The 15,458-nt window shown below is 70.3% G+C and carries 13 protein-coding genes and 1 pseudogene; 3 read left to right on the top strand and 11 right to left on the bottom strand.

Features of this window, described 5'->3' with window-relative positions; genetic code table 11:
• Positions 1 to 73 precede the first annotated feature (73 nt).
• Positions 74 to 1,273, top strand: a complete 1,200-nt coding sequence (locus AB0D59_RS33535) for a nucleotide disphospho-sugar-binding domain-containing protein (protein ID WP_362573645.1) — start codon at positions 74 to 76, stop codon at positions 1,271 to 1,273.
• On the opposite strand, the gene AB0D59_RS33530 is transcribed toward AB0D59_RS33535, so the two are convergent.
• The 4 genes from AB0D59_RS33530 to fabG are packed head-to-tail and all read right to left on the bottom strand — an operon-like array spanning position 1,266 to position 6,496.
• Positions 1,266 to 2,498, bottom strand: a complete 1,233-nt coding sequence (locus tag AB0D59_RS33530) for an FAD-dependent monooxygenase (protein ID WP_362573642.1) — start codon at positions 2,496 to 2,498, stop codon at positions 1,266 to 1,268. The two genes, AB0D59_RS33535 and AB0D59_RS33530, sit on opposite strands and share 8 nt — an antisense overlap.
• Before the next feature lie 23 nt (positions 2,499 to 2,521).
• Positions 2,522 to 4,750, bottom strand: coding sequence for an AMP-binding protein (locus AB0D59_RS33525; protein ID WP_362573639.1), 2,229 nt, complete (start codon positions 4,748 to 4,750; stop codon positions 2,522 to 2,524).
• The gene (locus tag AB0D59_RS33520) at positions 4,743 to 5,681 is read right to left on the bottom strand and encodes an aromatase/cyclase (protein ID WP_362573636.1); all 939 of its coding nucleotides are present in this window, start codon (positions 5,679 to 5,681) and stop codon (positions 4,743 to 4,745) included. Before AB0D59_RS33520 ends, AB0D59_RS33525 begins: the two co-directional genes overlap by 8 nt.
• A 29-nt stretch (positions 5,682 to 5,710) precedes the next feature.
• On the bottom strand, positions 5,711 to 6,496 hold the full coding sequence (gene fabG, locus AB0D59_RS33515) for a 3-oxoacyl-ACP reductase FabG (RefSeq protein ID WP_362573633.1): 786 nt from the start codon (positions 6,494 to 6,496) through the stop codon (positions 5,711 to 5,713).
• Between the two features lie 188 nt (positions 6,497 to 6,684).
• Here fabG and AB0D59_RS33510 point away from each other — a divergent pair, with 188 nt between their 5' ends.
• Positions 6,685 to 7,128, top strand: coding sequence for a nuclear transport factor 2 family protein (locus AB0D59_RS33510; protein WP_362573630.1), 444 nt, complete (start codon positions 6,685 to 6,687; stop codon positions 7,126 to 7,128).
• Positions 7,129 to 7,208: 80 nt separating this feature from the next.
• On the opposite strand, the gene AB0D59_RS33505 is transcribed toward AB0D59_RS33510, so the two are convergent.
• The 4 genes from AB0D59_RS33505 to AB0D59_RS33490 all read right to left on the bottom strand — a co-directional run bounded on the left by AB0D59_RS33505 (position 7,209) and on the right by AB0D59_RS33490 (position 10,977).
• Positions 7,209 to 7,463 (bottom strand): acyl carrier protein, encoded by a 255-nt coding sequence (locus AB0D59_RS33505; RefSeq protein ID WP_362573627.1) that lies wholly within the window; start codon positions 7,461 to 7,463, stop codon positions 7,209 to 7,211.
• Positions 7,464 to 7,509: 46 nt separating this feature from the next.
• Positions 7,510 to 8,766, bottom strand: a complete 1,257-nt coding sequence (locus tag AB0D59_RS33500; protein ID WP_362573624.1) for a ketosynthase chain-length factor — start codon at positions 8,764 to 8,766, stop codon at positions 7,510 to 7,512.
• Positions 8,763 to 10,031, bottom strand: coding sequence for a beta-ketoacyl-[acyl-carrier-protein] synthase family protein (locus AB0D59_RS33495; protein WP_362573618.1), 1,269 nt, complete (start codon positions 10,029 to 10,031; stop codon positions 8,763 to 8,765). The genes AB0D59_RS33500 and AB0D59_RS33495 overlap by 4 nt, the downstream gene beginning before the upstream one ends.
• 142 nt (positions 10,032 to 10,173) lie before the next feature.
• On the bottom strand, positions 10,174 to 10,977 hold the full coding sequence (locus AB0D59_RS33490; protein ID WP_362573615.1) for an AfsR/SARP family transcriptional regulator: 804 nt from the start codon (positions 10,975 to 10,977) through the stop codon (positions 10,174 to 10,176).
• A 412-nt stretch (positions 10,978 to 11,389) separates the two neighbouring features.
• Here AB0D59_RS33490 and AB0D59_RS33485 point away from each other — a divergent pair.
• Positions 11,390 to 11,995 (top strand): annotated as a pseudogene (locus AB0D59_RS33485) (histidine kinase); the annotation flags it as partial.
• A gap of 361 nt (positions 11,996 to 12,356) precedes the next feature.
• Here the strand turns inward: AB0D59_RS33485 and AB0D59_RS33480 are convergent.
• The 3 genes from AB0D59_RS33480 to AB0D59_RS33470 form a co-directional block, all read right to left on the bottom strand.
• Positions 12,357 to 13,016, bottom strand: a complete 660-nt coding sequence (locus AB0D59_RS33480; RefSeq protein WP_362573612.1) for a response regulator transcription factor — start codon at positions 13,014 to 13,016, stop codon at positions 12,357 to 12,359.
• 107 nt (positions 13,017 to 13,123) lie between these two features.
• Positions 13,124 to 14,230: a PLP-dependent aminotransferase family protein gene (locus AB0D59_RS33475; protein ID WP_362573922.1), complete on the bottom strand. Its 1,107-nt coding sequence runs from the start codon at positions 14,228 to 14,230 to the stop codon at positions 13,124 to 13,126.
• 106 nt (positions 14,231 to 14,336) lie between these two features.
• A complete protein-coding gene (locus tag AB0D59_RS33470) occupies positions 14,337 to 15,401 on the bottom strand; it encodes a class I SAM-dependent methyltransferase (protein WP_362573609.1) in 1,065 nt (354 codons plus the stop codon).
• Between the last annotated feature and the right edge of the window lie 57 nt (positions 15,402 to 15,458).

Raw genomic sequence — 15,458 nt, 5'->3', positions numbered from 1 at the left:
GAGCCGGGTTCCCTAGCGTGCGCGGCCCGGCACCCCGCTCGGGTGCCGCCGCCGAACGAAGCCGAGGACAGCCATGCGCGTTCTGATCATGTGCACTCCCGCCGCCAGCCATCTGACACCGATGGTTCCGCTGCTGTGGGCACTGCGCACCGCCGGACACGAGGTACTGGTCGCCGGGCAGCCCGACATCACCGACGCCGCGGTCGCCGCCGGGCTGCCGGCCGCGGCGATCGGTGACCGCTACGACGCCGCGGAGGTCCTCCGCTCCGGTCTGGCGCCGGGCAGGCGCCCCAACGAGTCGGGCCGGGCCCAGGTGACCGAGCTCAATCCGGCGGTGCTGATCCAGCCCTGGCTCCTGCACGCCCGCTATCTCACCTCCGACTACCTCGCCTTCGCCCGGCAGTGGCGGCCCGACCTGGTGCTCAGCGACCCCATGGAGCTGAGCGCGGCGGCGGTGGCCGGGATCCTGGAGGTCCCGCTGGTGCACCACCGCTGGGACCTGGACACGGGCGGCGACGGGGTGCGCAAGCGGGCTCACGCGTCGCTCGGCGCCCGGTTCGCCCGCCTGGGCCTGCGCGGGGAGCTGCCCCGGCCGGTCCTCAGCGTCGATCCCTGCCCCCCGAGTGTCCAGCTGCCCGCGGCCGTCGAATCCGCGACACCGGTGCGCTATGTGCCCTTCAACGGCTCCGGCACCGTCCCGCAGTGGTGCGAGCGGCCACCGCTCGGCCGGCGGGTGGCGGTCACCTTCGGGGCGATGACGGCGCTGCTGAACGGCATGCCGATGATCCGGCACGTCGTCGACGCGCTGGCCGGCCTGCCGGACACCGAGACCCTGGTGACCCTGCCCGGGCCGTACGCCGCCCAACTGGCGCCGTCGGCGCCGTCGGTGCAGGTCGTCGAGCCCCTGCCACTGCATCTCTTCCTCGACTCGTGTGCCCTGGTCGTGCACCACGGGGGAACGGGCTCGACGCTCACCTCGTGCGCGTTCGGGCTGCCGCAGCTGGTCCTGCCGCAGCTGGGCAACGAGCCGCTGTGGGCCGACCGGCTCGCCGCGGCCGGCGCGGCGCGCGCGGTCACCGTCCCGGAGCAGCAGAACGACCCCTCGCTGCTGCGCGACGCGGCCCGCGCGCTGCTGGAGGAACCGGACCATGCCGAGGCGGCGCGGCGGATCGCCGCGGAGATGGCGGCGCTGCCCACCCCGGCGGACGTGGTGCCACTACTGGAGAAGGCTGCGGCGCACCCCGCACACCGGCCTGGCCGGGCGGTCAGCTGAAGCACTCCTCGGCGATCCGGATGTCCGGGTTGCCGTAGGCGATCCTGTGCAGCACCAGGCGGAACAGCGGAGTGCGCCGCATCAGTGCGGCCAGCCGGGGGCGCGCCCGGGTGGCGAAGAACCCCGTCGACAGCATCAGACCGCTCTGCACGCTCTGTATCCGCATGACGGTCGCGATGTCGGGGGCGCGCCGCTCCTCGAAGGCCGACAGCGCGCTCCGGCTCGTATCCCCCCGGTCCAGGGCGTCGATCAGGACCGGGTGGAGCACGACCGCGTCCTGGACGGCGAGGTTGATGCCCTGCGCCCCGATCGGGCTGTGTGTGTGGGCGGCGTCGCCGATCAGCACCAGGCCGTCGTCGGCCCATCGTTCGGCCCGCCCGGAGAACACGTCGAGCAGAGTCAGGTCGCGCGTCGAGGTGACCTGCTCGTGGATCAGGTCTGCGTACCGCGGGACGGCGCGGGCGAGTTCCTCCTTGATCGCGGGAAGTCCCCGGGCGGCGACCTTCCGGTAGCCCTTGTGCGGTAGCGTCCAGCCGATCTGCACCCGGTCGGGCCAGGAGTCGTACACCAGCACCGGTCTGCCGTCGGCCCGGTACACCTGCACGGCCCGTGATGCCCCGGGTTCCCGCGCGCCGCCGTCGAGCTTGAACCAGAGCACGTCCTGGTCGAAGACGTCGCTGCGTCCCGCGTCGATCCCGGCCAGTCCGCGCACCTTGGAGAACCGGCCGTCCGCCCCCACCACGACCCGCGACCGCACGACGAAGGGGCCGGATGGCCCGTCGCCGGTGACACCGGCGACGCGACCGTCCTCGTGCACCAGAGCGCCGGCTCGGTGCCCCTTGAGGAGCTGGAAACCGTCGTACTTCTCGCACTGCTCGGCCAGTTCGGCCAGCACATGGGACTGCGGAAGACTCAGCAGATGGTCGTGCGGAGCGGGCAGCGACCCGTAGTCGATGTCCAGCAGGACCCGTTCCCGCTCCACGAGCTGGAAACGGGCGTGCTCATGGGCCCCCCGGGCGCGCGCGCCCGCCAGCACGCCGAGCCGGTCCAGCAGCGCCAGCGCGCCCGGCTGCAGGATCTCCCCGCGGAACTCGCGTCCCAGGGACCGGTTCCGCTCCAGTACGACGACGCTGCGGCCCGACCTGATCAGCAGCAGGGCCAGCACCAGACCGGCCGGCCCGGCTCCGACGACGCAGACGTCCGCCCGTATCTCCCGCGTGGCCATCGGCCCGCTCCTTCCGCCGCCGCTCAGCGCGTGTCGCCGCGTCGCGTGCCCGCGACCGGGGTCACCGGATGCGCAGTCACCTCCGCCGAGGCCAGTACGGCCGCCCACTCGGGGCCCGCCTGGGCGGCGCGCAGTGCTTCGGCGTCGCCCCACCAGGTCAGTGCGGTGTAGGCGGGGCCGGCGACGGAGCGGGCGAGGTCGGCACGGCCGAAACCGTCGGCCTTGACCAGGGCCTCGGTGTAGGCGCGATAGGCCTGCTCGAACGCCTGGCCGGCCTCCGGGCCGTCCGACACGGTGAACTCCTCCACGAGCAGCACCGTCCGGGCGGAGTCGGCCAGGACCTCGGCCTCGGCGCGCAGCACGGACATCGAGGGCGCCGCAGCCACGTCCACGATCTTGTGGAACTGGGCGGCGTGCTCCTGGAAGACCGGGTCGGCGAGCACCTTCCTGAAGTCGTCCGGGGACTTCCACCAACCCAGATTGACGTAGACACCGGGCTGCTCGCTCCGGCGTACGGCCTGATGGTCGAGGAAGCCGTCGCGGGAGCGCATCCACTGGACGTGTTCGAGGAAGCGGCGCTCGAACTCCTCCGCGTGCCCCGGGTCCTTGAGGGTGAAGGTGTTGACGACGGTGAACGGTGTGCCGGACATGGTGGTCCTTTCGGACGGCGGAGGGACGGGACGGTCGGCGGGTGCGGGGCGCTCCGCGGCCCCGGCGGCCAGCAGGCCCCGCAGGTCGCGGCGCTGGATCTTGCCGTTGGCCGAGCGCGGGATCGTGTCGACGGCCTGCGCGTGCCGCACCTGCTGGTAGTACGCGAGTTCGGCGTTGACCGAGGCCAGGACCTCGACGAGCGCGGCGGACCGGTCGGCGCGCTCCGGTGCCAGGACCACGAGGGCTGCGGCAACCGCGCCGCCGAGACCGTCGGGCAGCCCGAGCACCACGGCCTCCCGCACCAGCGGATGCCGCTGCAGCACCCGCTCCACCTCCGAGGGCGCGACCAGGAAGTTGTCGCACTTGAAGACGTCCCCAATGCGGTCCACGATCACCAGCCGCCCGGAGTCGTCGATCCGGCCGATGTCGCCGGTGGCGAACCAGCCGTTCGGACCGACCCCCGAGCCCTCGGGCCTGCCGAGGTAGCCCTTCATGACCTGGGGCCCGCGCACCTCGACCTCCCCGGGGTGACCGGCGGCCAGCACCGCCCGGGTCTCGGGGTCGACGATCCTGCACCCGGTGCCGCGCAGGGGCCTGCCGACCGAACCGTGCACCGGGTCGCGCGGGTCGTCGCTGTGGGTCAGCGGGGAGGTCTCGGCGAGCCCGTATCCCTGGATCACCGGGACACCGAACCGCGCGGTCAGCTCCCGCGCGGCGGCCACCGGCAGCGCGGATCCGCCCGAGGCGATGGTGCGTACGGTGGTCAGGGCGGGTACGTCCGCGGCCGGGGCCGAGGCCAGCCGGGCCAGCCGCACCGGCAGGCTGTAGAGGTGGGTGGCCCGGGCCCGGTTTGCCTCCAGCACCGCCTCCACCGCTTCGGGGGCGGCGCACAGCACCTGGGTGGCCTGTGCGCGCACCGCCGAGTTGAGGTGCATCGGGTGGTACGTCGGCAGCTGGTTCACGACCACCGACGTGCTGTCGAGCAGATGGGCCTGGGCGATCTGGGCGGCGTTGACGGTGAGATTACGGTGGGTGAGCCGGACTCCCTTGGACAGCCCCGTCGTACCGCTGGTGAAGTGCAGGCAGGCGATGTCGTCCAGGTCGGCGTGCGCGGGCGTGAAGGCTTCGGCGGCGCCCTCGGGCGGGGAGTCGATCAGGAACACATGCCGCAGATGCGGCAGCCGGTCCCGCAGCGACGTCAGCCGGGCGTAGGTGTCCGCGTCGACGAACGCGGCCTGGGCCTCGCACAGGGTCAGGACGTGCAGCAGGTTCTCCTCGCGCGCCAGCGGGTTGAGGACCGCGACGACATGGCCGGCGCGGGCGACCGCGTAGTAGGCGGCCGCGAAGTCCGGGTCCAGGACGGCGGCGACGGCGACCGTCGCGCCGGGCTCCGGGAGCTGGGCGTGCAGGGCGGACGCCACGGTGGTCACGCGCCGGTCGAGGGCCGCGAAGGACAGCTCGCGCCGCCCCGCCCTGATGGCGATCCGGTCCGGGCGGTCGCGGGCGGCCTCGGCGAGCAGATCGTCGAGGCGGCCCGCCGCGGGTGCATCAGGGGGGTTTACGTCGGCCACGGATGCGTCGGCGAAGGGTGTGTCAGTCATGGCGGGCCTCCGCGAATTCCTTGGCCAGGGCCAGCGTGGCACGGGAGTTGGCGCTCAGCGCGCCCCGCACGAAGTTCCGCGCCTCTGCCCGACCCGCCTGCGCTCCCAGCACCTTCGGCACGGAGTCCGTGTTCAGTGTCACCGTGTGCCGCGAGGTGGCGAGCACGTCGTCGCCGTCCTCGGTGAGTTCCCAGCTGCCGGTGTGCAGCAACAGCAGCGCGGGCAGGGTGGTCTGCTTGTACACGATGCGCTGGTGCGGGAAGCAGACGCGGACCGACTTCGTGGTGTGCACCGAGCCGTCCTTGGCGACCGTGTCCATCTCCAGGATCTGCAGCCCGGGCGTGTCTTCGGTCAGCTCGACCCGTCGTACGTGCGGCAGCCGCTCGGACCACAGCTGGGCCTGGTCCAGGAAGTCGTACACGTCCTTCGCGGCGCCGGCGATGCGCACCGTGTCCTCGAAAACGAATGTGGGCCCGTCCTCGGTCGTACCGCGCTCCGCCCACGCCTTGAGGGCGGCCAGCTCGGCCCGGCTGTTGCGGTCGACGGCGGCGTCGATCCAGCTCAGGCCCGCCGGGTCGTCGTCCACGGCACGGTAGTCGTGCAGGAGCCGGACCCTGGTGGTATCTGCGTCCTGTGCCTCGACGATCCAGGTGCCGCCCATTGAGGCGACCGGCGCGGCGGACACCTCCTGGCGGAAGTCGACGCGCAGCGCCGCACGATCGAGCCTGCGCCGCGATGTCCAGCCCTTGGCGGTGCCGTTCGCGGTGGCCCAGACGGCGATGCGCTCCTCGCCCTCGCCGATGGCGGTGCGCTCGACATGGACGCTGGGCGGGAACACCAGCGGCCAGTTCTCCACGTCGGCGATGATGCGGTAGACGTCGGCCGCGGGAGCGCGCACCGTCGTCCCGTGCTCAACCTCGTGCGTGGTCATGGTGGGACTCTCCTTGTCCGCCCGGGGCTTCAGAAGTTGCCGAGGCCGCCGCAGACGTTCAGCGCCTGCGCGGTCATGGAGGCGGCGGTGTCGGTGACGAGGTAGCCGACGAGTCCGGCCACCTCCTCGGGGGTGGAGTACCGTCCGAGCGGGATCTTCGCCCGGAACTTCTCGAGGATTGCGTTCTCCGTGGTGTCGTACGCGGCCGCGTAGCCCCGACGCACCCGCTGGGCCATGGGGGTCTCGACGTATCCGGGGCAGACCGCGTTCACCGTGATGCCGGTCGGGGCGAGTTCGTTGCCCAGGGCCTTGGTGAACCCGACGACGCCGTGCTTGGAGGCCGAGTAGGGGGCGCCCAGGACCACGCCCTGCTTCCCGGCGGTGGAAGCGATGTTGACGATCCGTCCCCAGCCCCGCTCCCGCACACCGCCCCGGACGAGCACCTCCCGGGTCATCAGGAAGACACTGTTGAGGTTGGTGTCGATGACGTCGTACCACAGCTCGTCGGTCAGTTCGGCGGTCACACCGCCCCCGGAGCGCCCGGCGTTGTTGACCAGGACGTCGACCCGCCCGAAGCGCTCGACCGCGGCCGCCACGACGCGCCGCACGTCCTCAGGACGCCGCACGTCGGCGGCGGTGCCGTCGACGTCGGACCCGGTCTCCGCCAGTTCCTTGACGGTGGTGTGCACCATGTCCTCGTCACGGGCGCACAGGAAGACGCGCAGTCCGCTGCCGGCCAGTGCCCTGGCGACCGCCAGCCCGATCCCGCTCGTCCCGCCCGTAACCAAGGCCACTCGCTGCTCGCCCGTCCCCATGCCCTGGGCTCCTCTCTCCGATCCGGTCCCGCCAAGCTCGCGGCCATGGCTCGAAGAGGGGTGGAGGCGGGCTGGAACTGCGTTCCTCCCGGCCGTGCGACCGACGGGATCCAGCTCGCCTCAGGTGCCGCCCGAGCCGCGGCCAGAAGGCTTGGCGGGACCCGTACCGCACTCCGGAGGAGAAACCCATGTCCGCACCACAGCAGCTGGCCGTCGCCGCAACCGCCGAACTCCGTCCGGGCGTCGAGCAGTTCTATGCACAGCAGATGTTCCTTCTGGACAGCGGGCAGGCCGAGGCGTGGGCCGAGACGTTCACCCCGGAGGGGGTGTTCGCGGCCAACGCCCATCCGGAGCCGTTCGTCGGGCGGGCCGCGATCGCGAGCGGGGCCCGACAGGCCGCCGACGCGTACGCCGCCCAAGGGGTGCAGCGGCGCCACTGGCTGGGCATGGTGGCGGTGGAGCGGCGCGACGAGGACCGGGTCCTCGCGCGCAGCTACGCCTTGGTGATCGAGACCCCGCGCGGGGGCAGCCCCGCGATCCGGGCGAGCACATTGTGCGAGGACATTCTGGTGCGCGAGGGCGAGGGCTGGCTTGTCGCCGATCGCCGGGTCACCCGTGACGACCTGTTCTGACCAGCGCACGATTCTCGCACCGACGGCGCTGCGCCCGAGCAAGGACTCGGGCGCAGCGCCGTCCGTGTGCCGTCGGGTGTTCAGGCCCGCTGAGCGCTCGCCAGCGCGTCGTTGACGTCGGTCAGCAGACGGCCGGGCGTGTCCGCATCCGCGACGGTCTCGTCGGGTAGTTGGACGCCGTGCTCCTGCTCGATGCGTCCGATGGTCTGGAGGACGGCGAGGGAGTCGTAGCCCAGGTCCGTGAAGCGGACCCCGGAGACATCCCGGTCCAGATCCAGGGCCTCGTCCTGGCCCGCGCACTCGCGCAGCAGGGCGATCAGTTCGTCGAGTGTCATGGTGGTGCCCTTCTCCGATGGATGAGGAGGAATCCGGCTCGCCGGGTCAGGTCGCGGACGTGACCACGGCCGCCGCGTTGAACCCGCCCTGGCCGCGAGCCAGCACAAGACAGCTGCGTACGGCTGTAGGGCGGGCCTCGGTGACCAGGTCGAGTCCGTACTCAGGCAGCGCCGCGGTCGTGTGGGCGGTCGGCGGGACGACCCCGTCCCGGATCGACAGCAGGGCGGCTGCCAGGTCGAGCGCGGCGCCGCCCGCGGACAGCCGGCCGGTCATGGTCTTCGGTGCGGTGACAGCCACGCCGTGGGGGCCGAAGAGTCCGGTGATCGCACGTGCCTCTGCGTGGTCGAGTGCGGGCACCGCCGCCGCGTCGGCGAAGACCACGTCCACCGAACCTGGGTCCAACTTTGCTTCTTGCAGGGCAAGTTCGGCGGACCGGCGCAGCCCCGGCTCACCGGGCCGGCCTGGGGCGGGATCGAACGTTGCGGCATACCCGGCCAGTCGGCCGTAGACGGTGGCGCCACGGGCCTGAGCGGCGTCCTCGGCCTCGAGGACGAGGACGGCCCCGCCTTCGCCGACGACATGGCCTGCTGCGTCGGCGTCGAAGGGCAGATAGGCTCGCTCCGGCGTTCGCGCCGTGGAGAGCCGTCCGCTCGCGAGGTGGGCGGTCCAGCCCCAGGGGCACAGGGTGCCGTCCACGCCTCCGGTGAGCATGAGCCGGGTGCCCCGCCGCAACTGACGACGGGCCTGGGCCACCGCGTCGAGCCCGCCGGCCTGCTCGGTCACCAGCACTCCACTCGGTCCGCGCAGCCCGTGCCGGATCGATATCTGGCCGGTGTTGACCGCGTAGAACCAGGCGAAGGACTGATACGCGCTCACATACTGACCGCCCTTGCTCCACAGTGCCTGGAGCTCGCGCTGGCCGAACTCGAAGCCGCCCGCTGATGCCGCGGTGACCACCCCGGCCGCGTACTCGGGGAGTTCCGCCGGGTCGGCGCCCGCGTCGGTGAGGGCGTGCTCAGCTGCGACCAGTGCCAGCCGCGTCATGTGATCGGTCTGCGGCAGCAGCCGACTGGGCAGCCGGTCGGCGGGGTCGAAGCCGGGCACTTCGCCGGCCAGCCGGGCTGGGTAGCCGGTGGCGTCGAACCGGGTGACCAGACCGATGCCCGACCGCTTGGCCAGGGTCGCCCGCCACCACTCCTCTACGCCTAGGCCATTGGGCGCGACGGCTCCGATGCCGGTGAAGACCGCGGTGCCGGTGCGGTCGCCTCGGCCGACGGAGCGCCGCAGGGTCTGCTCCGTCATGCCGCCCTCCGCTCCGGCCGGGTGAGAACGACCGCGCTCTGGAAGCCTCCGAACCCACTCCCCACGCTGAGGACCGTTTCGATCCTGCGCTCCCGCGCGGTGAGCGGCGTGTAGTCGAGGTCGCACTCGGGGTCCGGCTCGTGCAGGTTAGCCGTCGGCGGGACGACTCCGTGCTCGATGGCCAGTGCCGACGCGGCGATCTCCAGAGAGCCGATGGCGCCGAGCGAGTGCCCGATCATGGACTTGACGGAGCTGATGGGAACGTCGTAGGCATGGCCGCCCAGGCTACATTTGAAGGCGGCCGTCTCGTGCCGGTCGTTCTGCTTGGTGCCCGAGCCATGCGCGTTGACGTAGTCGACCGCGCTCGGATCGCAGGCGGCCTCGTCGAGGGCGACTCGGATCGCCTCCGCCATCTCCTTGCCGTCGGGCCGCAGCCCGGTCATATGGTAGGCATTGCTGCGTGAGGCGAAGCCGGCGATCTCGGCGTACACATGAGCGCCGCGGCGGCGGGCCCCTCCGAGTTCCTCCAGGATGAACACCGCCGAACCCTCGCCTAGGACGAAGCCGTTGCGACTGCGGTCGAAGGGTCGCGAGGCGTGCTCCGGGTCGTCGTTGCGAGGCGTGGTAGCGCGGATGGCGTCGAAGCACGCCACGGTGATGGGCGAGATCGGTGCCTCGGTGGCACCCGCCACCATGACCTCCGCGCTGCCTTCCCGGATCAGCTCCACGGCGTGGCCGACGGCGTCGATACCGGAGGTGCAGCCGGTGGACACCAGCGCGGTGGGCCCCTGGGCGCCCACCGCCCATGCCACCTCCCGGGCGAACGAACCGGGCACGAAGTAGTCGTGCAGATGCGGTACGGCGTAGCGGTGATCGACCAGCCAGTCCCGGCCCCCGTCACTGACGACGGAGTACTCGGTGTCCAGGCTTCTCGTGGCGCCGACGGCACTGCCGAGGGTCACGCCGATACGGGCCGGATCGACCTCCGCGAGGTCGAGGCCGCTGTCGGCGACGGCCTCCCGTGCGCAGACGACGGCGAACTGCGCCGCCCTGTCCATGCGCCGAATCTCCTGCAGGGTCAGCCCCGCCGCCGCCGGGTCGAAATCGACCTCCGCGGCGACGCGGGAGCGGAAGCGACCCGCATCGAACAGGGAGATCGTCCTGGTCGCCGTGCGACCTGAAGTGAGCAGGGACCAAAAATCCTTGGTCCCCATGCCTCCGGGAGCCACCACGCCGATACCGGTGATGACTGCGCGTCTGCTCATCCGTGTCCGTTCGTCGGTGACGGGGGGCGCCGGGGCCCGGCCCAGTGCACCGGGTCGGACCTCCCTGGTCCTTTCGCTGTCCTCGGAACAGTGGCAATCCCGTCTCAAGCCGGACTTGATTCGCGGCGGAGGGCGAACGCTTTCAGGCCGCCGGGAGCTGCCGGGCCTCTCGCCCGTCTGGCACCGGTGCCCCGTTGAGGACGGCTTGGTGCAGCCGCTGCAGCCGCGAGGTCGGTTCGACGCCGAGCTCGCCGTGCAGGCAGGCACGCAGCCGACGGAACTCGTCCAGAGCCCGCCACGGACTGCCGGAGTGGTACAGGGCGGTCATGAGGTGGGCGCAGAAGTTCTCGTTGAGCGGATAGCGGGATGTCAGCACGCGCAGCTCCGCGATGAGCTCTCCGTACCGGCGCAGCCGCAGGTCCGCCGTGATGCGCTGCTCCAGTGCCTGTAACCGGGCCTCTTCCATGCCGACGGCCTCCAGTTCGAGGAGCGGCCCGATCGGTACGTCGGCGAGGACGGGGCCACGCCATAGTTTTAGGGCGCGTCCGAGATGGGCAGAGGCAGCCAGCGCGTCGTCGGCCTCTAGCGCCCTGCTGCCGCGCTGCACAAGGTCGTGGAACGTGCGGTAGTCGCAGCTGTCGGAGTCCACCGCGAGCCGGTAGCCACCGTAGGTCGTGGTCAGGATCTCCTTCGGAGGCAAGTCGTCCACCCGGTCGTAGGCCGCCGCGATCCGGCGGCGTAGTTGAAGGATGTACGTCTGGAGGGTGGTGGCTGCGCTGCGCGGCACCGCTTCGCCCCAGACCTCCTCTATGAGCGAGGCGACTGGGACGGCGTGGCCGGCGCGCAGGGCCAGCAGGGCGAGAATCTGCCGGGGTTTTCCGGCGGTGGGAACCAGTGACGTGCCGTCGTGCTCGATCGAAAGCGGCCCCAGGACCTCGATGTTCATCGTTTCTCCCCGTTTCTCCGCATCGGTTCGACGCGGCCGTGTCGTGCGCTGCTTCCGCGCTCAAGGAGCGTTCCACCGCGCCTCATCCGGGACCAGAGCGGATCACACAACTTCAGCCATATAATTCCCACGTACTTCATGTGGGTTCTTCACAGGACAACAAAATGCCTCCTCGCCAAGGGGGCATCGCATCACAAAACGGAGTGGACATTCAAAGCCGGGACACGGAAATCCGACACCCGGTACACAGCGGATGCACAGCATCTAAAAGCTAGATTCTGGACGGGGAGGAATTTTGCTGAAGATACGTGGGGACGTTGCGCCCTGGTTGGCTCTGGGGACTGTGACACTCCTGCAGTGCAGCATCGCCTATATCGACCTGCGCGATCTTGTTCGGGCACATGGCGGACACATGGCCCTAGCGGCCTGGGCAGTGTCATTCTGCACCGTCATAGTGCTGCAGTTCTCTTTGAGCGCACCCGGGTGGGCTGGGCGCAGGCGCCGCGGTGTGATCCTTGTCGCGCAGGCGGGCGCCGCATTCATCCCGCTGGGCGTTCTGGGTCTGGACTGGGAGGGTATGTGCAGCATCTTCATGGGAACCGCGCTGCTGGCCGTGCGGACGCCGTGGTGGCGCTGGACCGCATTGGGCCTGCTCTGCTGCGGCTGGCTGACAGCCTGGTTGGCGGATATCGCCAGTACGTACACGCTGGGCCTGAGTATGGCACTCGCGGTGCCCGGCCTGGCCGCGAGCACGGTGACCTACCTTGCCGGGCTGGTCTCCCGGCTGCAATGGGAGCGGAGTCTGGTGGCCCGCGGCGCGACGCAGGAGGAGCGTATGCGCATCTCTCGGGATCTCCACGACATGCTGGCCGGAAAGCTGACCACCGTGGCACTCAAAGGAGAAAACGCGTTACGTCTCGTGAAGTCGAACAAAAAGGGCACTGAAGCGGAATTGCAGGAAATTCTGAAGCTTACCCGGCACGCCTTGGCTGAAGTTCGGTCCCTGGCCCGTGAGTACCGAAGTGTCTCACTCGGCGAAGAACTCCAGAACGCCCTCGCGCTTCTGTCGTCGGCAGGTGTCGAGGTGACTGCGAAAGGCTGGCACACGCGGGTGACGACAGAAATATCCCAAGTGCTGACCCCGATACTCCGGGAAGGACTGGCGAACATACTGCGGCACAGTCAGGCGACCCGCTGCGTCATCACATTGGGTCGCCACCCGGGGGCCGTTCGCTTTTCCATTGCCAATGACGGGGCGCCGGCCGCGCGGAAGAAACCGCACGACCGGAACGGCAGCGGGCTGTCGAACATGGCTGCCCGGCTCTCCGCCGTGGGAGGTACCTTGCACGCGGAGCGGCGCGCCCCCGCGTGGTTCGTGATCAGCGTGGAGATTCCGACGCACGGGAGCGCCCCGACCCGGCCGGCGTCAGGGATAGTAGCCAGCCTGCCTCCACAGCGATCCGCACAGCGTCCAACCGGTTACGGGCGCCAAGTTTGCTGACGGCGCTGGACAGATAGTTGCGCACCGTGCCCAGCGAGAGGTGAAGACCGTCCGCGACCTCCCGCACGCCCATGCCCTCGCTCGTCATCTGCAGCACCTTGGTCTCGCGGGTAGTGAGCGGATTGGCGTTGGTGTCCCACGCGGCGAGCATCAGTTCCGAAGCGATGATCCGCTGCCCCTCGGCGACCTGCCGGATCGCCATGATTAGCTCCCCCGGCGCCGCGTCCTTGAGCAGATACCCGCCGACCTTGAGCTCAAGGGCACGCCGCACGGTGCCCGACTGGTCGAGACTGGACAGAAGCAGCACTCGGCACGAAGGGAGGTGCTCCAATAGCTGGGCGGCGGCCTCCAGCCCGTTGAGGTCAGGCATGTTGACATCGATGACCGCGACATCCGGCCGGGTCCGCAGCGCCAGGTCCAGGATGCGGACACCCTCCCCTGCGTCGGCCACGACCTCCAGGTCACTCTCCAGCCGCAGCAGCGTGACTAAGGCGCCCCGTATGAGATGTTCGTCATCGGCCAGCAGCACTCTGATCACTGATAACCCCCGTTGTCATGCACCAACGAACTAAAGTACTCGAAAACCCTTTCGGTCTACCAGGTCTCACTGAACAGTCTCGCACGGCGGCTCAAGCAGGGGATGGTTCAAGGCCGCAACGGATCCGCCGCGACGGCCCGCGCCAACCTGCGAAGCCCTTCGGCCAGTCGCTCCGGTGTATGCGTCGCGAACGAAAGACGCAGTGCGGTCGGGTCCGGTGCACCTGCGAAGAAGGGTAGGCCCGGCACGAATGAGACCCCGTGTCCGACCGCACGGCGGAACAGTTCGGTCGCATCCTGTCCCTCAGGCAGCCGTGCCCAGACGAACATGCCGCCCTCCGGCCGATTGTGGAGAGTGCCCGCGGGCAGCGCGTTTCCAAGCCCGTCCAGCAGTATGTCGCGACGCTTACGGTAGGCACTACGAAGGCGTGTCAGATGGTCCGTCAGGCCCCGGTCGGCCAGATATTGGGCGGCGGCCGCCTGGTCAATGGTCGAGGTGTGCACGTCGGTCGACTCCTTGACGACGGCACAGGCCCGCAGCGTCGCCGCCCCCACCCGCATCCAGCCTAGCCGCAGCCCCGGTGCCATGATCTTGGAGAAGCTGCCGAGCAGTGCGGTGCGGTCGGCGATCTCCGGCAACGAGGCGAACGGCGGGATCGGCAGACCGTCGTAGCGCAGTTCACTGTAGGGGTCGTCCTCAATGATCCACAGGCCGTACCGCTCGGCGAGCGCCGCCACGGCCTTGCGGCGCTCGAAGGGCATGGTGCGGCCTGTCGGGTTCTGGAAGTTCGGTACGACGTACAGTGCCTTCGGACGGTGCCGCACCAGGCTGTCCTCCAGCGCGGCCGGGTCGATTCCGTGCTCGTCACAGGGCAGTGGGACGGCCCGTACCGAGGCCGCCGCGAAGCGCTGCAGCGCGGCCAGATATGTGGGCTCCTCGACCAGGACGGCATCACCGGGCGCCAGCAGCGCGGCCACCAGTAGTGCCAGAGCCTGCTGGGATCCTGTGGTGATCAGCAGATCCTCGGGCCCAGTGGGCAGGCCGGAACCCGACAGCCGTTCGGCGACCGCCGTGCGCAGCGACGGGTCACCCTCCACGCTGGAGTACTGCAGCGCGCGGCCGGGGGCATGCGCCAGCACCCGGGCGAACGCGGCGGCGATCCCGTCCGAGTCGAACAAGTCGGGCGCGGGAAGCCCGCCGGCGAACGAGATCATTCCGGGGCGTGCGCCGAGTTCGAGGATCTCACGCACCGGGAAGTCACCGCTCGTACGCACGTCGCGTCCCCTTCCTGGTCGTCCAACGTGTGTCGTTCGCAGGTGGCTACCGGGTGGCGAGGAAGAGCCGCCCCGTCGGGAAGCCCAGCTCGACGGCCTTGACGCCGCTGAATCCTGCGCTCTGCAGCTTGTCGACCCACTCGGCTTCGCTGAGCAGCCTCCGCTTCATGAACTGGCGGTGGTAGTAGGTGACGATGGCGCTGAACCGGCGCTCCCGTTCATTGCGCAGATACGGCACCGCGTCGGTGATCGCCATCGTGCCCCCGGGCCGCAGTGCGTCACGGCAGTTGGCGAGGACAGCGTCGGCGACCTTCTCTTCCTCGGGCATCATGTCGTGGAAGACGAAGCCGGCGTGGATGAAATCGGTGTCCTTGAGCGGCGAAGGGTCCTCGGCGATCGACTGGATGGACCGCTCGACGACGTCGAGGCGGTCGGCGACGCCGGCCTGGCGCGCGGCGAGTTCGGCGGCACGGCACGACGGTCCGTCGAGGTCGAGACCGACACCGGTGGAGGTCGGGAACCGTTGAAGCACCTCGATCAGCAGCCGACAGGTGCCGGCCCCCAGGTCCGCAATGCGCTCCGGCTCGGCCGCGAAAACGGCCTCCAGCGCGGCCGGATAGAACGCCTTGGAGCCCATCCACTGGGAGCTGACCGCCACTTGGCGGCCATCGCGCTCATAGGCGCCGGTGGGCCTGTCGGGTTCGCAGAGGTACGCACGGGCGTTCTCGATGAACGGGCGATTGGCGTTCATCACCCAGGAGACGTATCCGGCCTGGTGCTGGATTGTCGCGAAGTCCGGCACGGTCACGAAGAACCCTGCCCCGGCCGCAGGGACGGCTGTGACCAGCCCTGCCGACTCCATCGCCTCCAGATACCCGGCAACACCCTCCTCCGGAAGGTCGGCAAGGGCAGCGAGCTGCCTGACGCCGAACTCCTTGCCCGGCTCGACGCCGTCTAGGAGTCCGAGCCGGTCGCCCATCTCCAGCAGGGCGGCAGCCGCCGCGATGGCGGGCGCGTCGCCACTGGCCTCGATCTCGTCCGCCAGACTACGCTTGACTGCCTGTTCCGGAATCATCTCGGTACCACCTCGCCACTCGGTCGGGTCTTCCATGCAGCACGGACTGTGGCCGCGGCGTCTCAAGTCCGCCTCGTGCGACGGCGGAGCATG

This window comes from Streptomyces sp. NPDC048417 (genome assembly GCF_040651615.1).
Classification (GTDB): Bacteria; Actinomycetota; Actinomycetes; order Streptomycetales; family Streptomycetaceae; genus Streptomyces.
This window is presented reverse-complemented; position numbering and strand designations above follow the sequence as displayed.